Here is a 20,185-nt window from a genome sequence, read left to right on the forward strand (position 1 = left end):
GGCAATGTAGCGCGGCTGGTGCGTCAGCTGGGCCTCAAAGCGCTGGATATTGGCCACGCCCACGCTGTGCGGAAAATGCTCGAACATCACCTGGTCATTGGGGGAGTCGCCGACAAAAGCCCACTGGTTCAGCTCGGCATCCAGCTCGCGCCCGAACAGCTCGCGCACGATCCAGCGCGCCCCGACAAGTTTGTTGTGGGCGCCAAACCAGCCGTTGATGTGAATGCTGCTGACCGAGGCCGTCATGCCGGCGCTTTGCATGATCCGGACCGCCTGGGCGATGTGTTCCGGGCCCAGGTGCGTGAACTCACTGTGGTCGATGGCGATGTCGGTTTCGCGGCCGGCCGAGTCTTGCGAGAGTTGGGCGCCGGGCACCTCGCGCAGCACCTGACGCGCCACTTCCTGCATCCGGCTGTAATTGGCGGCGCGCGTGGCGGCGTCCTGTTGATATAGTTTTGATAGCTGCTTGCGCAGGAGGGACGGTGGCTGGAGGCCAATTTCATATAAATTCTGGCAGGCAAAGGCGGCCGCACCGGTTTCGGCCACGATGGCGTCGACCGGCCAGGGCAAAAGCCCCCGGGTGGCGTCGCCCCGCGCCAACGGTTCGCTCCAGCCAATCGGACGCCCGGTGATGGGAATCACGTGCAGGCCCGCGGCCTTGAGGTCACCCAGCGCCTGCAAAGCGTCGGGCGTAATCGCGCCCTCGGTCGTCAGCGTGTCGTCGATGTCGGTGAAGACGCCAATGAGCTGGCGGCGGTCTGCCAGCGGCCAATCAGCCAGCTCCAGCATGTCGAAAAACGATCAGCCTGCGCTTTGCAGTGCCAGCCCGGCATGCTCGCGCAGCGGATGAAAGTGGATTTTCGGAAAGCGCTCCTGCGCCAGTCGCACGTCATAGGGCGAAGTGCACAGGTAGGCCAGGGTGTTGGCGGCGTCCCGCGCCATGCGCATGGGGTAGGCCTCGCAAAAGGTCTTGAGCTCGGCCGGGGTGTCGGCAGTGATCCAGCGCGCGCCGGTGTACTGGCTGCTTTCCAGCCGGATGTCGGCGTCGTATTCGCCTTTGAGGCGGTGCTGCACCACTTCAAACTGCAGCTGACCAATGGCACCGAGCAGCATGTTGCCGCCGACCTCAGGCCGGAACACCTGAATCGCGCCTTCTTCCCCCAGCTGCGCCAAGCCTTGCTGCAATTGCTTGGTGCGCAAGGGGTTGCGCAACACCACGGTCATGAACAGTTCGGGCGCAAAGAAGGGCAGGCCGGTGAACTGCAGGTTGACGCTGCCGTCGGTGATGGTGTCGCCCAGCTGCACGCCACCGTGGGTGGTAAAGCCGACGATGTCGCCGGCATAGGCTTCTTCCACCGCCTCGCGGCGCTGGCTCATGAAGGTCACCACGCTGGTCGGGCGCAGCTCCTTGCCGGTGCGCATCACCTTGAGCTTCATGCCCGGCGTGTACTTGCCCGAGGCCATGCGCACAAAGGCGATGCGGTCGCGGTGGTTGGCGTCCATATTGGCCTGCACCTTGAACACCACGCCGGAGAAGAATTCGTCTTCCGGCTGCACTTCCCTGAGCACCGGCTGCTTGTTGACAACGAAGGAACTGGTGCGGGACTGGGGCGAGGGCGCCAGGTCCACCAGCGCGTCCAGCACTTCCATCACGCCAAAGTTGTTCACGCCCGAGCCAAAAAACACCGGGGTTTGCTTGCCCGCCAGAAAGGCCTCGTGGTCCCAGGTGGGTGACGCGCCGGTGGCCAGTTCCATGCTCTCAAACGCTGTTTCGAATTCGTGGCCAAAGCGCTTCAGCAGTGTGGCTTGATCGCTCATGGGGATGGTGGTGAAGTCCTTCGGACCGCGGTCGCTGCCGGGCTCAAATACCGTCATGGCCTGCGTGCGCAGGTTGATGATGCCGCCAAAGGTCTTGCCTTGGCCGACCGGCCAGGTCATGGGCACGCAGGGCATGCCGAGTTCGCGCTCGATCTCGTCCATGATGTCCAGCGGTTCGCGCACTTCGCGGTCCATCTTGTTGACAAAAGTGATGATGGGCGTGTTGCGCTGGCGGCAGACTTCAATCAGGCGCCGGGTTTGTGCTTCCACGCCGGTGGCGGCGTCAATCACCATCAGCGCCGAGTCCACGGCAGTCAGCACGCGGTAGGTGTCTTCCGAGAAGTCCTTGTGGCCGGGGGTGTCAAGCAGGTTGATGACGTGGTCTCGGTACAGCATCTGCATGACGGATGAGGCCACCGAAATGCCGCGCTGCTTCTCGATTTCCATCCAGTCGCTGGTGGCATGGCGGGTCGCTTTGCGTGCCTTGACGCTGCCTGCGATCTGGATCGCGCCCGAGAACAGCAAGAGCTTTTCGGTCAGCGTGGTTTTACCCGCGTCGGGGTGGGAGATGATAGCAAAAGTGCGTCTCCGCTTTGTTTCTTCAAGGAATGATAGGTGCTGCATGCCGTCAATTTTTCAATTATGTACGCGAGTATGTACGCAGGCTATGAGCATGCCACCTGAACCGCCTTGCGGTAACCGGCTGCGTACCGTAACTGTGCCTTTCGCTGCTTCCCAACATGATAACCTAAAAACAGTACTACTGGATAACCTAAATATTGAACAACTCGATAACCTAAATACTACTTGACTCGATAACCTAAAAACTGCAATACTCGATAACCTAAAAAGTACAAGCAGAGAGCACCATGGCAACGCCATCAGAAAACCTCGCCGCATCCCTCGGAGTCCTGAAAACATTGCAGGATCAGGAGGTTGTGGCCATTCGAACCAACCACTTGACCCGCACCCACAGGGAGCGGCTGCTCAAAAACGGGTTCCTCCGAGAAGTCGTAAAAGGCTGGTACATCCCGACCCGCCCCGACGAAACCCCCGGCGAAAGCACCGCTTGGTACACGTCTTTCTGGGCATTTTGCGCCGACTATCTCAATGAACGCTTTGGTGAGGACTGGTGCCTTAGCCCTGAGCAATCCCTGACTCTTTTTACCGGCGACTGGACGGTGCCCAGACAGGTACAGGTCCGCTCCCCGAAAGGCGGTAACAAGCCTTTGTCCCTGCCCCACGGGACCTCGATATTCGATGTCCGCCTGGAGTTGCCACCCGTGCCGGATGTCGAAATCAACAGCGGCTTGCGCATTTACAACCTGCCTGCGGGCCTCATCGCTACCTCGCCGACGCATTTCACCGCGCAACCCATTGTCATGCGCGCTGCTCTAGCCGCAATTACGGATGCCTCTGAAGTGCTGGGCCGCTTGCTAGAGGGAGGGCATAGCACCATTGCCGGAAGACTGGCCGGAGCCTTTCGCAATATTGGCAGAGTCACCATAGCGGACAACATCGTGGAAACGATGCGGGCAGCGGGCTACACCATAACCGAAGCCGACCCCTTCAAAGGTATCCCGCACGTGGCGCTCAGCCTGCGCGAAACCTCTCCCTACGTAAACCGGGTCACGATGACATGGCAAAAAATGCGGGAGGATGTGCTTGCAAATTTTCCAGCCCCGCCGAAAATGCCACCCGACAAGGCGGCGTATCTTCAGCATGTTGATGATGTCTATGTTCTTGACGCCTACAACTCGCTGTCTATTGAGGGCTACCGGGTCAGCGCCGAACTGATTCAGCGGGTGCGTTCAGGTGACTGGAATCCCGACGCCGTGGAGGCGGATCGCAATCAGCGGGACGCTCTCGCAGCCCGTGGGTACTGGCAGGCTTTCCAGCGCGTGAAGCAAAGCGTTGACCGGGTTTTGAGCAACGAGAACGCAGGGAAAGTGGCGGAAGCCGATCACGGGGCCTGGTATCGAGAACTATTCGGACCGAGTATCACTGCCGGTATTCTTAAACCTGCCGACCTTGCCGGTTATCGCAGCGGCCCGGTCTACATTCGCCGCTCGCTGCACGTTCCCCCGAACCGTGAAGCGGTACGCGAACTCATGCCCGCATTCTTTGATTTGCTCCAGAACGAAGCCGAGCCAGCCGTTCGCGTGGTCATGGGGCATTTCATCTTCGTCTATATCCATCCCTATATCGACGGCAACGGACGCATGGGACGATTTTTGATGAACGTGATGTTTGCATCAGGCGGATACCCATGGACTGTCGTCCCGGTAGACCGGCGCAACGACTACATGGCTGCGCTGGAAAAGGCCAGTGCCGAAGGCAACATTGTTCCCTTCTCCCAGTTCTTAGGCCAACTCGTGGGGCAGTCCAACGGTTAAGCGCCTTTTGTCAGCTTCACCGCTCCCGGTCGCGCGTTGGATCAGGACCGGGTGAAACGTCACGGTCGCTGGTTTTATTGTCCGGCTCATTGCGTCCGGATTCCTCTGAACTTGCCTGTTGCCGGTCTGCCCCGGCGGCCTTTTTGAAGGCGGTAAGAACGTCCGGCAAATAAGCATGTTGCTTGTGCTTCGCCTTTTCAAACTCCTCTCCCAGCCTGGGGCTTTTAATTTCGCTGCTGTGGCTGTCTACAAGATGCGCCAGCGATGGCATGCCGTTATCACCGCGTGTAGCCGCGCTCGGCCAAAGCCTGAACGAAGGATCTGGGGTCATCGCTCTGCTGCCAGGCTTCGGTGACCTCGCGGATATGGTCCTTTTTGGTGAGACCCGTTTGCCGTGACTGCTCCTGCTCGTAAAGTGTGATTTGGCCGACCTGTCGCGACTTGTCATACCCTTCCGGCAAGGCAAGCTCGTGATCTCGTGCAAAGCTGCGGGTCACCCGCATTAGCTTGTCATGGTCAAAAGCAAGGTGCACCGCGCGCTTTTGATCCACGTCTAGGGGTGGGAAATGATGGCAAAGGTGCGGCGACGGCGGGTTTCGGCGAGAAATGACAAGATAAAAATCCAAAAAAGGGCGCGAGTCGGTCAGATCGCGCATAGGTTCGCTGGTGGTGCTGGCGCCTCGCGTCTTGATGCGATTGTCCACAAAGAACTTCAAATCGCCGGTCAAAGAGGTGTTTCCCGTAACGGTGACCATGGGTAGATTTTAAGCGGCGTGCCCCGCATCGCTTTTACAGAGTTGAAGATGTTAGGCTTGGCCACGAATGGGGCTACCCGAACTGCCGCCAAAAAACACGTCACTTGGGAATAAAAAATGAAATTGGTCCTGGCTCTTGCCTCGCTTTTAAGCGCTTGCGTTTCAAGCCACGCCGTCACCTGCGACATACTGGCGTCCCAGATTGAATCGAAGATCAAGGCTGCCGGTGTGACGAACTTCACACTCGACGTTGTCGACCCAGGAAGCGCGGGCACGGCCAAGGTTGTTGGCACATGCGACCTGGGCAAGAAAGAGATCGTTTATGCCAGCAGCAGTTCAACCGTCCTCCTTTCCAGGGGTACAGCCGCCAATTCCAACAGCCGCAGCTCCGACCGGGGTCAAAGCGAAGAAAAAATGTTGACCGAGTGCAAGGACGGTTTCTTCGGACCGGATTGCAAGAGGAAGTAGGTGCGGCGACGTGTGTTTTCCGGCCAATCCGTATAATGCTGCATTTCCGAGGAGCGTTGCAGTTCACGCACAGTGAACGAGGCTCGGACCGCGTGAGTTGGCACCCCGCCATTCACCGCATCAACCGCGCTCACCCACTGCTTTGTGAGGTGAGTCTTTCTTGGAAGCTTCTCCTGCGCAAGTGGTGATTTTTCAAAATCATTTTTTGGAGTTAAGCATGAGCGCCGTATTGAAACCCGTCAAATCCCAAGTTAAATCCTTAGCCAAGGCCCAAGCCAAGGCACCCGTCAAGGCCCTGGTTAAGGCTCCCGTTAAAGCCCCGGCCAAAGCCGCCGTCAAGGCCGTTGCTAAAGTTGTCGCCAAAGTCGAAGACTTTGTTGTAGCCGACCTGGGCTTGGCCGCCTGGGGCCGCAAAGAATTGAACATTGCCCAGACCGAAATGCCTGGCCTGATGGCGATTCGCGAAGAGTTCGCCAAGTCGCAGCCTTTGAAGGGCGCGCGCATCACCGGCTCGCTGCACATGACGATTCAGACCGGCGTGCTGGTCGAAACCCTGCAGGCGCTGGGGGCTGAAGTGCGCTGGGCCTCGTGCAATATTTTCTCCACCCAGGACCATGCTGCGGCGGCCCTGGTGGAAGCGGGTACCCCGGTGTTTGCCTACAAGGGCGAGACCCTGACCGACTACTGGGACTACACCCACCGCATCTTTGAATTCGGCGGCAAAAAGGGCACCGCGCTTGAGGGCCCGAACATGATTCTGGACGACGGTGGCGACGCCACCTTGCTGATGCACCTGGGTGCCAAGGCCGAGAAAGACATCAAGGTGCTGGCCAAGCCCGGCAGCGAAGAAGAGATCTGCCTGTTCAACGCCATCAAGGCCAAGCTCAAGCTGGACCCGACCTGGTACAGCCGCCGCCTGAAAAACATCATCGGCGTGACGGAAGAAACCACCACCGGCGTGCTGCGCTTGAATGAAATGGCCGCCCGTGGCGAGTTGGCCTTGCGCGCCATCAACGTCAACGACTCGGTGACCAAGAGCAAGTTCGACAACCTGTACGGCTGCCGCGAATCCCTGGTGGATGCGATCAAGCGCGCCACCGACGTGATGATTGCCGGCAAAGTGGCTTGCGTCGCCGGCTACGGCGATGTCGGCAAGGGCTCGGCCCAGGCGCTGCGTGCCCTGAGCGCCCAGGTGTGGGTGACCGAAGTGGACCCGATCAATGCGCTGCAAGCCGCGATGGAAGGTTACAAGGTCGTGACCATGGAATACGCCGCCGACAAGTGCGATATTTTCGTCTCCTGCACCGGCAACAAGAACGTCATCACCTACAAGCACATGGCGGCCATGAAAGACCAGGCCATCGTCTGCAACATTGGTCACTTTGACAATGAAATCGACGTCGCCTCGCTGTCTAAATGCAAGTGGGAAGAGATCAAGCCGCAGGTGGACCATGTCATCTTCCCGGCCAAAGGCAAGACCCCGTCCAAACGCATCATCCTGCTGGCCAAGGGCCGTCTGGTGAATCTGGGTTGCGGCACAGGCCACCCCAGCTTCGTGATGTCTTCCAGTTTCGCCAACCAGACGATCGCCCAGATCGAACTGTTCACCAAGCCCAAGGAGTACAAATCCGGCAAGGTGTATGTCTTGCCCAAGCACCTCGATGAGAAAGTGGCGCGTTTGCACCTGGGCAAGGTCGGCGCCATGCTGACCGTACTGACAGACGAGCAGGCCGCCTACATCGGTGTGGACAAAGCCGGCCCGTACAAGGCCAACACCTACCGCTATTGATGCGCATCGATCAGCTCCTGGTGGCCCGCGGTCTGGCCAGCACCCGCTCCCAGGCCCAGCGCCTGATTGCGGGTGGCGTGCAATGGCGCAAGGGCAACGAATGGAAGACCATCACCAAGAATGGCGATGAAGTGCCGGACGATGCCCCGATCCAGCTGCTGGACGACGCCGAAGCCCGCTACGTGTCCCGCGGCGGCCTGAAGCTCGAAGCCGCGTTGAAACAAGTGGGCCTGTCCGTTGCCGGTCTGGCCTGCTTGGATGTCGGCCAGTCCACCGGCGGCTTTACCGACTGCCTGTTGCAGCACGGTGCGGCCTCGGTGGTGGGGGTGGATGTGGGCAGTGCCCAGCTGCATCCGCGCCTGCGCGAAGACCCGCGTGTGCTGTGCGTTGAAAAAGTCAACGCCCGCTCCTTGAGTGCTATTGATTTAATAGCTGCTTACGCAGATAGTACGGGGGCTGATGGCCAATTTGACCATGAAGACGATGGGGCCGAAGCATCAGAATTCGTACCCGAGTTTGACCTGATCGTTGCTGACCTGTCCTTCATTTCGCAAACCCTGGTGCTGCCCGCGGTGGTGCCTCTGCTCAAAGGCGGCGGCACCCTGCTGACGCTTGTCAAACCCCAGTTCGAGTTGCAGCCCGGCCAGGTCGGCAAGGGTGGCATCGTGCGGGATGAGTCGATGTATGCGCTGGTTGAGCAGCGCCTGCGCGATGCCTGTGCCGCGCTCGGTCTGACGGTGACCGCGTGGTTCGACTCGCCGATTGAAGGCGGTGACGGCAATCGCGAGTTTTTCATTTGCGCCCGCAAGCCTGGCGCGCCCGTTTCCTGAGACCGAGCCAGCCATGCAAGAGACCTCCCGATTCCCCCTGAGTTTTGAGTTCTTTCCACCCAAGACTCCAGAGGGTGTTGAGAAGCTGCGGCTGGTGCGCCAGCAGCTCTATGCCCTGAAGCCCGAGTTCTGCTCAGTCACCTTTGGCGCGGGCGGCTCCACGCAGGAAGGCACTTTCAACACCGTGCGCGACATCCTGGCCGAGGGCGTCAGCGCCGCCTCGCATTTTTCCTGCATCGGCGCCACCCGCACCACCGTGCGCGAGCAACTGGCTACGCTCAAGGCCATGGGCGTGAAGCGGCTGGTGGCCTTGCGCGGCGACCTGCCCAGCGGCTATGGTGCCGGTGGCGAGTTTCAATACGCCAGTGACCTGGTGGCGTTCATCCGGGCGGAAACCGGCGACGACTTTCACATCGAGGTGGCCGCCTACCCGGAAGTGCATCCGCAGGCCAAATCGCCGGCGAGCGACTTGCAGGCCTTTGCCGCCAAGGTCAACGCCGGCGCCAACGCCGCCATCACCCAGTATTTTTACAACGCTGACGCCTACTTCCGGTTTGTGGAAGAGGTGGACGCGCTGGGCCTGACCATTCCCGTGGTGCCTGGCATCATGCCCATCACCAGTTCAAATCAGCTCATGCGATTCAGCGATGCCTGCGGCGCCGAGATCCCGCGCTGGATTCGCCTGCGCCTGCAAAGTTTCGGGGACGATGTGGCGTCCATCAAGGCCTTTGGTCTGGATGTGGTCACGGATCTGTGTGAACAACTTCGCGCGGGCGGTGCGCCGGGCTTGCATTTTTACAGCATGAACCAGAGCATGGCGACGCTGGAGATCTGTAGAAAGCTTGCTTTGTGACGGCAAGACGCGACAGTTGATTCGATTGGTGCGATGGTTGGGCCGAAGTGTCGGATTAACTTACAACATCAACCGGCCAGGGCTCCTGCAGCTGCCAGGAAATGACATAAGTGCTTGATTTGTCGTGATTGACTGAGTGTGGTCTTGTTTCGGCATAGTTCATGCTTATCAGGCTGGTCAGGTTAATGCTTGACCAGCCAGTTTTGAGCCGGACACATAATTTCCGCCGGCAGTGGTTGCTGATGATGTTGAAGCATGAAGCACAAAAAACCACAAAACAATACTCTCCCTTTGAAATATGCGCGGGGCGCTGACCGATTCATTACGGAATTGCCGGTCGACATGGGCGGCGTACAGGGGGTGACCCGCAACATCAGTGCAACAGGCATTTATTTTGAGACCGAGGTGGCGCATGAGCCAGGTTCTCGCGTGAACTTCACGGTCGAGGTCCATATTCGAGGTGAGAAATTAAAGCTGGTCTGCGAGGGTGAGGTGGTTCGGGTGGGCTGTTACGACGGCGTGTTGGGCATGGCCACCAAACTCCTGAGTTCCTTTTTTTCCGACGCTGCTGAAATTGTCGATGTCAACTCAAGGTCTCTGGCTGCCAGACAGATACATTAAGATCAGCCCGAATTAACTGGGTATCGAACATCGGGCTATGAAAATACTAATTACTGGGGCGGCCGGCTTCATTGGAATGACCACCGCTCTGCGCTTGCTGGCGCGCGGGGACGAGGTGGTGGGTCTGGACAACCTCAACGACTATTACGACGTCACCCTGAAAGAGAATCGCCTGAAACGGCTGACGTCCCACGCGAATTTCCGCTTCGTCAAAATGGACGTGGCCGATCGGGAGGGCATGGCCCAACTTTTTACCGCCGAGAAATTTGACCGGGTCATTCATCTTGCCGCTCAAGCGGGCGTGCGCTATTCGCTGCAGAACCCCCACGCGTATATAGACAGCAACGTCGTCGGTTTTACGAATATTCTGGAAGGGTGCCGTCACGCCCAGGTGCAGCACCTGGTTTACGCGTCAAGCTCCAGTGTCTACGGTGGCAACACCAAGATGCCGTTTTCCGAACACGACAGCGTGGATCACCCGGTCAGCCTGTATGCCGCCACCAAGAAAGCCAACGAGCTGATGGCCCATACCTACAGTCATCTGTATCGTCTGCCCACCACCGGTCTTCGCTTTTTCACCGTCTACGGTCCCTGGGGTCGGCCTGACATGGCGCTGTTCCTGTTTACCAAGGCTATTCTGGATGGGCGGCCCATTGATGTCTTCAACTATGGGCAGATGCAACGCGACTTCACTTTCGTGGACGACATCGTTGAAGGTGTCATTCGCGTGTTGGACCGCGTCGCGGTCTCCAACCCATCCTATGACGCCGTTTTGGCGGACCCCGCCACCAGCAATGCGCCTTACAGGGTATTCAACATTGGCAACAACAACCCGGTGCCCCTGCTCGATTTCATTGCGTGTATTGAAGATGCGCTGGGCAAGAAAGCTGAAAAGAACCTGTTGCCTCTGCAAGATGGTGATGTGCCTGCCACCTATGCCAACACCGATGCGTTGAACGAATGGGTCGGTTTTGTCCCCGGCACCTCCATTGAGCAGGGTATTGGCCGCTTTGTGGCGTGGTACCGCGATTACTACAAGATGTAAAACCTATCACAGTGCAGTCTGGCAATGTTCGACCAGGCCGCGCGCGCCGGCTTCGCACAGGTCCAGCACGCGTTCGAAACCCTCAATGTTGCCGTAATAAGGGTCAGGAACGTCGCTGACATCGACCCCTTGGGCGAATTCGAGAAACAGCCGGAGTTTGTGCCTGTGGTCGGCCGGGCATAGGCGCATCAGATCGTTCAGGTTGGACTGGTCCATCGCCAGGATCAGGTCGTACTGACTGAAGTCCTGTTCGATGACCCGGCGCGATCTGCGCTTGCCAATGGCATATCCGCGAGCAGACAGAACTGTTTTGACCCTTGGGTCGGGTGGTTCCTTGCGAGGGCTGGCATGGGTCCCAGCCGCATCAACCCGGATGCTTCCTGCACGGCCGGCTTGCTCCGCCAGGTGCAATGTCACTGTCTGCGCCATCGGCGAACGGCAGATGTTGGCCATGCAGACTATCAAGAGTTTCGTCATTGGAGGAGTTTCAGAGAGCTCGTTCTTGTGTTTCGCATAAGGCTCACTTGTGGGTTACGCTTTGCAAGATGGTACCCAAAGTTGTTTCCGGTAGAGCTCATGACCTCGAATGCGGTAATAATTCGCGAAGAGAGCGAACTTATTTCAATTGGGACAAGAGATGACAGAGCCAATGGCGGTCAACGCGGGAAACCACCGACCAGTGGCTGTTCTCACGAAGGTCGAGAAAACCTATCACCTGGATTCAGTGAACGTCCCCGTTATCAAGGGGGTTGATGTTGTCGTCCGGCGCGCATGTTTTACCGTGCTGCTGGGCCCCTCGGGCAGTGGCAAGACGACCCTGCTTAACATGATCGGCTGCATCGACAAGCCGGACAAAGGAGACGTGGTCGTGGCTGGCTGCAAGGTCGGCGACTTGACCGACGACGCTCTGTCGGATTTCCGCGCGAAAAACATTGGGTTCATTTTTCAGAACTTCAATCTGCTGCCGGTCTTGAGCGCCTACGAAAATATCGAATACCCTTTGCTGCTGGCGGGTGCATCTGCGAAAAAACGAGGTGAGCGGGTGCCCAAGCTGCTGGACGCCGTGGGCTTGGGTGACCGGGCAAAAAATCTTCCCGGGCAATTGTCGGGCGGCCAGCGACAACGGGTGGCCATTGCCCGCGCCTTGGCCTGCAAGCCCAAGTTGGTCATCGCGGATGAACCGACAGCGAATCTGGACAGCGAGACCGGGGCTTCCATTCTGGCCCTGATGCGCCAGATGGTGGAGCGTTATGAGGTGTCGTTTATCTTCTCGTCGCATGATCCTGATGTGATCAATGCCGCAGACGATACGATCTTCCTGAAGGATGGAGCGATTCAGGGCATTCGCCGCAAAGGTCAGGAGCCATCGCCATGATGACCTTGTCCCTGGCAATACGCAACCTTCTTCGCAATCGTCGTCGCTCACTTGCCACCTTACTGGCAATGGCGATCGGCGCGACGTCGATACTCTTGTTCGGGGGGTTCAGCGCCAACATCAACTACATGATGCACACCCATCACGTGCAAGCTGGTGGTCATCTGCAAATTCAGCATCGGGACTTTTATCTATATGGCAGCGGCAACCCGACTGCCTACGGCATTTCCGATTACGCGAAGATACTGACCGCCATACAGCACGATCAGGTATTGCGCGACATGGTGCTGGTCGCGTCGCCGACCATGCAATTTGGCGGCATTGCAGGCAATTACGTGGCCGGCGTGTCGCGCACCATCATCGGTAACGGGTTCGTGGCCGAAGACATCAACCGCATGCGGCGTTGGAACGACTTCAATCTGCGGACCACGTCCCGCGTGTTTGCGCTTGAGGGGGCGCCAGCCGATGCTGCGATTGTCGGGACTGGCGTTGCCCGGGTGCTGCAGCTCTGCGACGCGCTCAAGATCACCCGCTGTCCCAAGCCGGAAAAGGAAACAATACCCGACGGCAAGGCGACCCCCGACGATATCGCCCAACTCAGCCTCCAGGAGACCCCCGCTGTGTCCGGCGACGACCTGGCCCGTTCACGCAGAATTGAAGTGCTGGTGGGGAACGCCCGGGGTGCACCGAACGTCACCTCACTGGAGGTGATTCGCGCCGAAGAGCAGGGCATCAAGGAGCTTGATGAGGTCTACGTGATGATGCATCTGTCGCAAATACAAAGGCTGATCTATGGCAAGTCGTCGCCCAAGGTGACGTCGATCATGCTGCAGTTGCGCCACTCCGATCAAATTCCCGTGGTGCTGGAGCGCCTGGCGCCGATACTGGCCAAATTTTCTTCCAGCCAGCCGCTGGTCGTGCAGGACTTCCGGACCCTGAATCCTTTCTATGTACAGACCATACGGATGTTCGACACCATATTCGGATTCGTTTTTGTGCTGATTGGGGCCATCGTTCTGTTTACCGTCAGCAACACCATGAATACCGCCGTTGTTGAGCGCACTGTTGAAATCGGAACCCTGCGTGCCATCGGATTGCGGCGGGCAGGCATTCGGCGACTGTTCGTAACCGAGGGCGCGCTGATTGGTTTTTGCGGGACCGTGCTTGGCGTTGTGCTGGCCCTGGTGTTGTCGGCGGTTGTCAATCAGACGGGTCTGTCCTGGTTGCCACCCGGCAATGTTGATCCGCTGCCATTGACCATCACGGTGTGGGGTGAAAGCCGCATGATTCTCGGCACAAGTTTGGGTCTAATCTGCATTGCCATCCTGTCTGCCTGGTGGCCGGCCTATCGGGCCGCGCGACTGGACGTGGTCGACGCCCTGCGCCATGCTTGAAAAAAAGAGGTTCCTCAATCATGAAATCACTATTTTTCCTGTTGTTCATGCTTGCACCTGGTTGGGCATGGTCCGCGCCAAGCGCAGACGAGATCCTCGCCGCCAGTGATACCATTCGCAACCCAGGGCGACCCTTCAGTGTCACCGTCACGCTGACGGAGTATCAGGCGGGCAAGCAGATCGATACCAGCACGCTGGTCAGTTACGCCCGTAAACAGGAGCAAAGCGGACAGTTCGCAAGCCTGATCCGTTTCGTCTTGCCAGCGCGCGACGCCGGCAAGCTGATGCTTAAGAACGGCAATGACATGTGGTTCTACGATCCCGTAGCCAAGGCCAGCGTGCGCTTGTCACCGCAACAGCGGCTGCTGGGGCAGGCGTCCAATGGCGACGTGGCGACCGTGAATTTCGCTAAAGATTACAAAGCGACGCTGGTCGGCGACGAGGACATCCAGGACGGTGAACGCCACACACGCAAGGCCCACAAGCTTGCTCTGACTGCGGTGACTCCTGACGTCACCTACGCAAGCATTGAGATGTGGATCGACGTCGAAAACAATCGGCCCCTCAAGTCGCGATTCTTCGCCGAATCGTCGCGCCTGCTCAAGACCGCCTACTATCGCCGCTTTCAGGCGCAGTTGGGCGCAGAGCGTCCGACCGAGACTGTGATTATTGACGGTCTGAATCCCCAATCAGTCACGCTCATGCGCTTTTCAGACTACAAGGCGCGCGTGATTCCCGATACATGGCTGCAGCGGGATTACCTGCCGCGCTTCCAACCAGATTAAGCCCATGCGCTCTTTCACCCCCCGCACAGTTCTAAGCACCTTACTTGCGGCCGCCTTGAGCCAGGCGGTGCCGGCTCTTGCCGCCGATGCGGAGACAGATGCCCTGCTGCTTGAGAGCGCCCCCGAGGCGGCCTCCGAAGGAACTGGGGACACCAAGCTTTTCTTCGAAGGCATGATTGGCAACGCCAGTCGGCGCTTTCAACCCGGCAGTCGCGACCTCGGGCGCGCGTCGCTTGATTTCTCACATACCGCTCGCATTGCTCCTGGATTGCGAGCCGTTATTTCTGATCGCCTGGATCATGTCTATCCGGCGGACGTCGGCGCTGACGCGACGGTCAATAGCCTCCGCGAAGCCTATTTGAGCTGGCAGCCAGAGGGGGGCAATACGGTTTTAGAGTTTGGACGCATCAACCTGCGCTATGGGCCCGGTTACGGCTACAACCCGACGGATTTTTTTCGTGATGGCTCCCTGCGCACCCTGACCTCCGCCAATCCTTTTGCCATCCGCGAAAATCGCCTCGGAACGGTCATGCTGCGCGGACAGCGCCTGTGGTCCGGTGGCTCGCTGTCGGTTGCCTATTCACCCAAATTGGAAGACCGCCCCAATGCCGATGGCTGGAGCCTCGACCTCGGTTCAACCAACAACCGTGATCGTGCGTTGGTCGCACTCAGCAACCAATTTTCGCAAAGCATCAGCGGCCAGGTGCTGGCCTACAAGGAAGATGGCCTGTCGCCAACGCTGGGTGCGAATCTCACAGCCTTGCTGTCAGATGCGGCCGTGGCTCACCTGGAGTGGTCACATGGCAGCGAGCCCGACCTGCTGAGCCGCGCGCTGGCTTTGCCAAACACTGCAACAACCCGCAATCGCTTTGTTGGTGGTGTGACCTACACCACGTTGAGCAAGTTGTCAGTGACGGCGGAATACCAATACAACGGTTTTGGGTTGGATCGGTCCAACTGGGCCGCTCTGGGTGCGACGCCTGCGATCCAGTTGGCATACCTGCGTGAAGCCTTGCGGCTACAGGAGTTGGCGCCCCGACAGGCTTACTTGATCTACGTGACACAAAAGAGCCTGGGGTTCAAAGATCTGGATTTGACGGCGTACCTTCGGCAGAACGCTGACGATCACAGTCGGCTGGCCTGGCTTGAGTTGCGCCACCACTGGCCGAGTTTTGATTTGACCTTTCAGCTGCAGCAAAACATCGGCAGCCCGACCACCGAGTTCGGCATCTTGCCTGATCGCCGCGTTGTCCAAGTGCTTGGAACCTATTACTTCTGAGCTACCGGCCATGGCAGCGCTTTTGTCTGCGTTGTTCATTCACATCGTTACTGACGTTCTGAGCTGCTGTGCAAGCCTTGCCAAACCTAAACCTTGTTCAGGCTGGACCGCCCTGAGGTTAGCATCAGGTGGTTTGCTGGGGAATCCGAAACGCGTGTCAAGTGAATCCACTTGGTACTTACGTGGCAACCTTGTCTGCTTCGCCCGTGTGTAAAGCCAAGTCTGGGCCATGGCGGCGCGGCAGAGTCTGCTTCGCGGCCTGCAATACTTGAAGAGAAACAGGAAAACAAAAAACCCACCGAAGTGGGCTTTTTTGAACTGTAAGAAGAATCGACAGTTTTTATTTCACCAAATTCCGACGGCGCTGGATGAACCCCAGACCAGCGAGCCCAAGACCCAACAAAGCCAAGCTGCCTGGCTCTGGAACATTGAAGCTGACATTGATAGCGCCAGTTACATTCTGGTATTCGCCGGGCGTGCCACCCAAGCCAATCACATTGCCATCAGTCTGAACGACCAGATAGAACGGGTTGGGCGCGGTGAAATAGCTTGTGCCGCTTTGAACGCCGGCGGAGCCTGCGTCCTGATCAGTCGAGGTCAGCGTGAAGGGATTGAACTGGAATTCAAACGCTGTCGGCGAGATGATCGTGCCAAGCCCATAGGACAAAAGGGTAGAACTGGCAAGCAGGTAGTCGTCGGCGTTATTGCCCAGCGTGGCGGCTACACCGCTGCCGGTCAGCGTTTTTGTAGTGTTTTGATTGGGATCCATGTACAGGCTGAACGTACCACTTATGCCCTGGAAAAGGGTGCTACTGATCACCTGCCCAGTCGATTGGAACACCGCGTACAGGTTGTATGTATTAGTGCCAATACCGTTCAGTTGTGAGGGCACGTTGGTCGTGCCTTGGTTGCTGAAGAACGAACCAAAATTGGCATAGGCAGAGGAGATGAAGTTGCCGCCAGCGGTAACCGTAGTCCATTCAGCGTAGCCGCCATTGATTTTGTCAGCCAGAACGGTGTTGGATAAGGCGCCGGGCACGCTACCCTCACTGACTGTGAAGTCCGGGAACGGGTAGGACAACACGGATGCCGAGGCTCCAGTTGCCAAAGACCCTAAGACAGCGACTGCGGCCAAGGCCAGTAATTTCTTTTTCATTTCAATACTCCTTACAGGTTGATAGTGACTAAGTGCTTTAAGAACTTACTCTGACAAAAAAATATAAGCAGATAGCGTGCCAGAAATTTTTTCTTATTTAAAATCAATAGCTTATGGGGTCAATGGCAAAAGTGCCAAAAAGCACTGTAAAAGAAGCTGACAGATTGAAATGAAGATCATGGGAATTTTTCACACCGACGGTGGCGCATGCTTCTTGGTTGGCGGCTCGTGGCGCGGTGTAATGCGTGCACAATCCGCACGAACTTCCTGGGGCGCCTAGATGAGCACAGTTTTTGACTACGAACGAGCCTATTCCCGTAACATTGGCTGGGTGACCCAGGTTGAACAGTTGAAGCTTCGAGGTTCGCGGATTGCCATTGCTGGGCTGGGGGGGGTGGGCGGCGCGCATTTGTTGACACTCACCCGGCTCGGGATTAGCCATTTCAACATTGCCGACTTCGACGATTTCGACGTGCATAACCTGAACCGTCAGGCCGGTGCATTCATGTCGTTCATGGGGCAAGCAAAAATTGATACGGTGGCGCGCCTTGCGCGCGATGTCAATCCGGAGCTGGATATCAGGCTTTTTCCTCAAGGCGTCAACCCCGACAACGTCGATGAATTCTTGCGTGATGTCGATGTGTATGTCGATGGACTGGATTTTTTTGCGCTACCAGCGCGTCGGATGGTGTTCGCAAAGTGCCGGGAAAAGGGCATACCTGCACTGACTGCGGCGCCGCTCGGCATGGGAACTGCTTTGCTCTACTTTCGTCCGGATGGTATGAGCTTTGAAGATTACTTCAAGGTTGACGGGCGCGAGTCACAGGAGCAATACGCCCGTTTCATCGCTGGACTGTCGCCGGCAATGGTTCAGCGCGATTACCTGGTTGCTCCCGAGGCGGTCAATTTCCAAGAAAAGAGGGGGCCCTCAACCATCATGGCTTGCGACCTGTGTGCTGGCGTGATGGGCACGTCCGTCTTGAAGCTCTTGCTCGGGCGTGGCTCAATGAAGGCAGCTCCGTGGGGTATGCACTTTGACGCGTATCATCAAAAGCTTAAATTCACTTGGCGCCCGTTTGGCAATTCCAATCCGTTGCAGCAATTGCTGCTGAAATTCATTCGGCCCGTGCTCCGCGGACGCACAGGCACTTGAGCTTGAGTCGCAATGGTCAAATCCCAGTGGATTCTGGAGTTAGTGTGAAATAGTAACGTTGTAACAAACAAGAGCTTGGACTAGGGGCGATTTTCTTGCGGGTCGTTGCAGCAAATGCGCTATATTCAAACGCGGTATAAAACGATAGTCGGCAACTTATTTAGGGGATATGCTTTGAAAAGTCTTTTTATCACTGCTAAAACCGCGTCCCGTTGGGTCGCGCTTGGTTTGCTGGTTAGCTTGGTGTCCGCTTGTGCTGGCTTTTCGTCCACGTACCCCGCTGCGCCGGTTGTCGCAGCTACCCCCGGGTACAACTATGTTGTCGGCGCTGGTGACTCGCTTAATATTATTGTCTGGCGTAACCCCGAGCTTTCCATGTCAGTTCCGGTTCGTCCAGATGGCAAGGTGTCAACGCCACTTGTGGATGAGCTGGTTGCCCAAGGTAAAACTTCAGTTGAGATAGCTCGTGACGTCGAAAAGGCCCTGAGCAAACTGGTCCGCGACCCAGTTGTAACGGTTATTGTCACCAGCTTTGTTGGCCCCTACAGTGAGCAGATACGGGTCATTGGCGAGGCAGCCAAGCCGCAGGCCTTGCCCTACAAACAGAAGATGACCATATTGGACGTGATGATTGCTGTGGGTGGTTTGACCGACTTCGCCGACGGTAATGGCGCTTCGATCACACGTGCTTCAGAGGGCGACAAGCGGTATTCTGTTCGGCTCAAGGACCTCATCAAGCGGGGCGACATATCTGCCAATGTGGAAATGAAGCCGGGTGACGTCCTCATCATCCCGCAGGGTTGGTTTTGAGATTGACATCCTCTCTTTATGTGCGGCATTGCCTGATGATGGCTTTGCGGTGTTCGAACGCTAACCAGAACGACTTTACTTGATGGATGAGCTGATTGGTCAAATACTCACGGCTGCCAAAGGTCTGTGGAAGCATCGCTGGCTGGGTCTGCTGGTTGCGTGGTTGGTTGCTGCAATTGGTTCAGTCGTGGTGCTGTCGGTGCCCAATAAATATGAGGCAACAGCCCGTATTTTTGTGGACACACAGTCCATATTGAAGCCTTTGATGTCTGGCTTGGCGGTGCAGCCTAATGTCGGGCAGCAGGTGGTGATGCTGAGTCGAACGCTTATCAGTCGCCCCAACGTCGAAAAACTAATTCGCATGGCCGATCTTGACCTCAAAAGTCAATCTAAGAGCGACCAGGACGCGTTGATTGATCAGTTGATGAAAACGCTTGAAATCAAGAATGTAGGCCGGGATAACATTTATGTATTGTCGTATCGGGACTCTAGTCCCGACAAAGCGAAGAGGGTCGTTCAATCGCTTGTATCAATTTTTGTCGAATCCAGCTTGGGGGCGTCTCGCAAGGACTCTGATACGGCCAAGAAATTCATCGATGAGCAGATCAAGACTTATGAGGCCAAGCTTGAAGAAGCTGAAGCACGGTTAAAAGAGTTTAGAGTTCGAAACATTGAGCTTCAAACCGCGGATGGCAAAGATATGGCCGGACAGATTGGTGCGGTGAGCAGTCAACTGAGTCAAGCCCGATTGGAGCTACGTGAGGCAGAAAACGCACGTGATGCGGCTAAGCGTCAGTTGGAGGCCGAAAAATCGCAGAATGCGAATATCACGTCGCGCAGCCTGCTGCAGGAGTCAGCGATGTCGATTTCAACGCCGGAGATTGACGGACGCATTGATGTGCAGAAGCGCAATCTGGATGCGCTTCTGCAGCGCTTTACCGAGCAACATCCCGATGTTGTCGGGGCTAGGCGTCTGATCAAGGAGCTTGAGGATCTCAAACGAAAAGAAGTGCTGGAGTTGCGCAAGACCGCGATGGCCAACCCGGCGGCGGCGTCGACCAACAGCTTGGCCTATCAGGAGTTGAATCGCCTGCTCGCCACATCGGAGGTGCAAGTTGCTTCTTTGCGAGCAAGGGTGGCGGAGTACGAGGCGCGTTTCAACCGGGCTCGTGAGCTGATGAAGGTGGCTCCGCAAATTGAAGCTGAATTTGCTCAATTGAATCGTGACTACGACATCAACAAGAAAAACTATAACGACCTTGTTTCTCGAAGAGAGACTGCGGCCCTGACTGGCGATCTGGAGAGTGCTGCTGGAGTGGCAGACTTTCGCCTGATCGACCCGCCCCGGGCGTCGCCCCAGCCGGTAGCGCCCAATCGCCTGTTGCTGTTGCCCCTCGCTTTGTTGGTTGGGTTGGGTGCTGGACTTGCAGTTGCCTTTGTCGCCAGTCAATTGCGTGCCGTTTTTTATGATGGTCGTTCTCTGCGGGATGGGGTGGGCCTGCCTCTTCTGGGGGTTGTTACTTTGGTGATGGACGAAGAAGCGGTGCGACAAGAGAAGTCTGACTTGAAAAAGTTTCTGGGCGCTTCCGGTGGGTTGGTTGGTGTTTTTGTTGCTGGGATGATCATTTTTTCTTTGATATCCGGGCGGGTAGGATGAA

General features: G+C 57.2%; 20 protein-coding genes and 1 riboswitch. Of the genes, 14 read left to right on the plus strand and 6 right to left on the minus strand.

The window, feature by feature from the left end:
• The coding region (locus Q7T10_RS18695; protein ID WP_304751110.1) for an HAD-IIB family hydrolase at positions 1-789 on the minus strand (789 nt) is incomplete at its 3' end.
• A 12-nt stretch (positions 790-801) separates the two neighbouring features.
• The gene (locus tag Q7T10_RS18700) at positions 802-2,442 is read right to left on the minus strand and encodes a peptide chain release factor 3 (RefSeq protein ID WP_304751111.1); all 1,641 of its coding nucleotides are present in this window, start codon (positions 2,440-2,442) and stop codon (positions 802-804) included.
• Positions 2,443-2,687: 245 nt separating this feature from the next.
• Between Q7T10_RS18700 and Q7T10_RS18705 the strand changes: the two genes are divergently transcribed.
• Positions 2,688-4,214 carry a Fic family protein gene (locus tag Q7T10_RS18705; RefSeq protein WP_304751113.1) on the plus strand — a complete coding sequence of 509 codons (1,527 nt, stop codon included), beginning with the start codon at positions 2,688-2,690 and terminating at the stop codon, positions 4,212-4,214.
• Positions 4,215-4,230: 16 nt separating this feature from the next.
• Here Q7T10_RS18705 and Q7T10_RS18710 read toward each other — a convergent pair whose 3' ends face one another.
• Together Q7T10_RS18710 and Q7T10_RS18715 are read right to left on the minus strand one after the other, a co-directional pair.
• The gene (locus Q7T10_RS18710) at positions 4,231-4,485 is read right to left on the minus strand and encodes a hypothetical protein (RefSeq protein ID WP_304751114.1); all 255 of its coding nucleotides are present in this window, start codon (positions 4,483-4,485) and stop codon (positions 4,231-4,233) included.
• A 7-nt stretch (positions 4,486-4,492) separates the two neighbouring features.
• Positions 4,493-4,969: a hypothetical protein gene (locus Q7T10_RS18715; RefSeq protein ID WP_304751116.1), complete on the minus strand. Its 477-nt coding sequence runs from the start codon at positions 4,967-4,969 to the stop codon at positions 4,493-4,495.
• A gap of 117 nt (positions 4,970-5,086) precedes the next feature.
• Between Q7T10_RS18715 and Q7T10_RS18720 the strand changes: the two genes are divergently transcribed.
• The 6 genes from Q7T10_RS18720 to Q7T10_RS18745 all read left to right on the plus strand — a co-directional run bounded on the left by Q7T10_RS18720 (position 5,087) and on the right by Q7T10_RS18745 (position 10,575).
• A complete protein-coding gene (locus Q7T10_RS18720) occupies positions 5,087-5,437 on the plus strand; it encodes a DUF1161 domain-containing protein (protein WP_304751117.1) in 351 nt (116 codons plus the stop codon).
• A gap of 42 nt (positions 5,438-5,479) precedes the next feature.
• Positions 5,480-5,576: riboswitch (S-adenosyl-L-homocysteine riboswitch) on the plus strand.
• A gap of 78 nt (positions 5,577-5,654) precedes the next feature.
• Positions 5,655-7,226 (plus strand): adenosylhomocysteinase, encoded by a 1,572-nt coding sequence (gene ahcY / locus Q7T10_RS18725; RefSeq protein WP_304751118.1) that lies wholly within the window; start codon positions 5,655-5,657, stop codon positions 7,224-7,226.
• Positions 7,226-8,056, plus strand: a complete 831-nt coding sequence (locus Q7T10_RS18730) for a TlyA family RNA methyltransferase (protein WP_304751120.1) — start codon at positions 7,226-7,228, stop codon at positions 8,054-8,056. The genes ahcY and Q7T10_RS18730 overlap by 1 nt, the downstream gene beginning before the upstream one ends.
• 13 nt (positions 8,057-8,069) lie before the next feature.
• Positions 8,070-8,909: a methylenetetrahydrofolate reductase [NAD(P)H] gene (metF, locus tag Q7T10_RS18735; protein ID WP_304751122.1), complete on the plus strand. Its 840-nt coding sequence runs from the start codon at positions 8,070-8,072 to the stop codon at positions 8,907-8,909.
• A gap of 255 nt (positions 8,910-9,164) precedes the next feature.
• Complete coding sequence (locus Q7T10_RS18740; RefSeq protein ID WP_304751124.1) at positions 9,165-9,530, plus strand: PilZ domain-containing protein; 366 nt, start codon at positions 9,165-9,167, stop codon at positions 9,528-9,530.
• A 37-nt stretch (positions 9,531-9,567) separates the two neighbouring features.
• Positions 9,568-10,575 (plus strand): NAD-dependent epimerase, encoded by a 1,008-nt coding sequence (locus Q7T10_RS18745; RefSeq protein WP_304751126.1) that lies wholly within the window; start codon positions 9,568-9,570, stop codon positions 10,573-10,575.
• 6 nt (positions 10,576-10,581) lie between these two features.
• On the opposite strand, the gene Q7T10_RS18750 is transcribed toward Q7T10_RS18745, so the two are convergent.
• Complete coding sequence (locus Q7T10_RS18750) at positions 10,582-11,052, minus strand: low molecular weight protein-tyrosine-phosphatase (protein ID WP_304751128.1); 471 nt, start codon at positions 11,050-11,052, stop codon at positions 10,582-10,584.
• Between the two features lie 172 nt (positions 11,053-11,224).
• Between Q7T10_RS18750 and Q7T10_RS18755 the strand changes: the two genes are divergently transcribed.
• The 4 genes from Q7T10_RS18755 to Q7T10_RS18770 are packed head-to-tail and all read left to right on the plus strand — an operon-like array spanning position 11,225 to position 15,408.
• Complete coding sequence (locus Q7T10_RS18755) at positions 11,225-11,950, plus strand: ABC transporter ATP-binding protein (RefSeq protein WP_304751259.1); 726 nt, start codon at positions 11,225-11,227, stop codon at positions 11,948-11,950.
• Positions 11,947-13,344, plus strand: coding sequence for an ABC transporter permease (locus tag Q7T10_RS18760; RefSeq protein ID WP_304751130.1), 1,398 nt, complete (start codon positions 11,947-11,949; stop codon positions 13,342-13,344). Before Q7T10_RS18755 ends, Q7T10_RS18760 begins: the two co-directional genes overlap by 4 nt.
• A 20-nt stretch (positions 13,345-13,364) precedes the next feature.
• Positions 13,365-14,129, plus strand: coding sequence for an outer membrane lipoprotein-sorting protein (locus Q7T10_RS18765; protein ID WP_370653798.1), 765 nt, complete (start codon positions 13,365-13,367; stop codon positions 14,127-14,129).
• 4 nt (positions 14,130-14,133) lie between these two features.
• Entirely contained in the window at positions 14,134-15,408 is a 1,275-nt protein-coding gene (locus tag Q7T10_RS18770; protein WP_304751131.1) for a hypothetical protein, read from the plus strand.
• 340 nt (positions 15,409-15,748) lie between these two features.
• Here the strand turns inward: Q7T10_RS18770 and pepA are convergent, their stop codons facing one another.
• Complete coding sequence (pepA, locus tag Q7T10_RS18775) at positions 15,749-16,564, minus strand: flocculation-associated PEP-CTERM protein PepA (RefSeq protein ID WP_304751133.1); 816 nt, start codon at positions 16,562-16,564, stop codon at positions 15,749-15,751.
• A 280-nt stretch (positions 16,565-16,844) separates the two neighbouring features.
• Between pepA and Q7T10_RS18780 the strand changes: the two genes are divergently transcribed.
• From Q7T10_RS18780 to Q7T10_RS18790, 3 genes are all read left to right on the plus strand, one after another.
• Positions 16,845-17,717, plus strand: coding sequence for a ThiF family adenylyltransferase (locus Q7T10_RS18780; RefSeq protein WP_304751135.1), 873 nt, complete (start codon positions 16,845-16,847; stop codon positions 17,715-17,717).
• 240 nt (positions 17,718-17,957) lie between these two features.
• Positions 17,958-18,527, plus strand: a complete 570-nt coding sequence (locus tag Q7T10_RS18785) for an XrtA/PEP-CTERM system exopolysaccharide export protein (protein WP_304751263.1) — start codon at positions 17,958-17,960, stop codon at positions 18,525-18,527.
• A gap of 82 nt (positions 18,528-18,609) precedes the next feature.
• Positions 18,610-20,184, plus strand: coding sequence for an XrtA system polysaccharide chain length determinant (locus tag Q7T10_RS18790; protein ID WP_304751138.1), 1,575 nt, complete (start codon positions 18,610-18,612; stop codon positions 20,182-20,184).
• Position 20,185: the final 1 nt, after the last annotated feature.

The organism is Rhodoferax sp. (assembly GCF_030646845.1).
Lineage (GTDB): Bacteria > Pseudomonadota > Gammaproteobacteria > Burkholderiales > Burkholderiaceae_C > Rhodoferax.

What these genes read in the sequence shown, in the direction of transcription:
- Q7T10_RS18700 (WP_304751111.1), bottom strand. Translation starts at nt 2,442, where the DNA reads ATGCAGCACCTATCATTCCTTGAAGAAACAAAGCGGAGACGCACTTTT.
- Q7T10_RS18705 (WP_304751113.1), top strand. Translation starts at nt 2,688, where the DNA reads ATGGCAACGCCATCAGAAAACCTCGCCGCATCCCTCGGAGTCCTGAAA.
- Q7T10_RS18710 (WP_304751114.1), bottom strand. Translation starts at nt 4,485, where the DNA reads ATGCCATCGCTGGCGCATCTTGTAGACAGCCACAGCAGCGAAATTAAA.
- Q7T10_RS18715 (WP_304751116.1), bottom strand. Translation starts at nt 4,969, where the DNA reads ATGGTCACCGTTACGGGAAACACCTCTTTGACCGGCGATTTGAAGTTC.
- Q7T10_RS18720 (WP_304751117.1), top strand. Translation starts at nt 5,087, where the DNA reads ATGAAATTGGTCCTGGCTCTTGCCTCGCTTTTAAGCGCTTGCGTTTCA.
- ahcY (WP_304751118.1), top strand. Translation starts at nt 5,655, where the DNA reads ATGAGCGCCGTATTGAAACCCGTCAAATCCCAAGTTAAATCCTTAGCC.
- Q7T10_RS18730 (WP_304751120.1), top strand. Translation starts at nt 7,226, where the DNA reads ATGCGCATCGATCAGCTCCTGGTGGCCCGCGGTCTGGCCAGCACCCGC.
- metF (WP_304751122.1), top strand. Translation starts at nt 8,070, where the DNA reads ATGCAAGAGACCTCCCGATTCCCCCTGAGTTTTGAGTTCTTTCCACCC.
- Q7T10_RS18740 (WP_304751124.1), top strand. Translation starts at nt 9,165, where the DNA reads ATGAAGCACAAAAAACCACAAAACAATACTCTCCCTTTGAAATATGCG.
- Q7T10_RS18745 (WP_304751126.1), top strand. Translation starts at nt 9,568, where the DNA reads ATGAAAATACTAATTACTGGGGCGGCCGGCTTCATTGGAATGACCACC.
- Q7T10_RS18750 (WP_304751128.1), bottom strand. Translation starts at nt 11,052, where the DNA reads ATGACGAAACTCTTGATAGTCTGCATGGCCAACATCTGCCGTTCGCCG.
- Q7T10_RS18755 (WP_304751259.1), top strand. Translation starts at nt 11,225, where the DNA reads ATGGCGGTCAACGCGGGAAACCACCGACCAGTGGCTGTTCTCACGAAG.
- Q7T10_RS18760 (WP_304751130.1), top strand. Translation starts at nt 11,947, where the DNA reads ATGATGACCTTGTCCCTGGCAATACGCAACCTTCTTCGCAATCGTCGT.
- Q7T10_RS18765 (WP_370653798.1), top strand. Translation starts at nt 13,365, where the DNA reads ATGAAATCACTATTTTTCCTGTTGTTCATGCTTGCACCTGGTTGGGCA.
- Q7T10_RS18770 (WP_304751131.1), top strand. Translation starts at nt 14,134, where the DNA reads ATGCGCTCTTTCACCCCCCGCACAGTTCTAAGCACCTTACTTGCGGCC.
- pepA (WP_304751133.1), bottom strand. Translation starts at nt 16,564, where the DNA reads ATGAAAAAGAAATTACTGGCCTTGGCCGCAGTCGCTGTCTTAGGGTCT.
- Q7T10_RS18780 (WP_304751135.1), top strand. Translation starts at nt 16,845, where the DNA reads ATGAGCACAGTTTTTGACTACGAACGAGCCTATTCCCGTAACATTGGC.
- Q7T10_RS18790 (WP_304751138.1), top strand. Translation starts at nt 18,610, where the DNA reads ATGGATGAGCTGATTGGTCAAATACTCACGGCTGCCAAAGGTCTGTGG.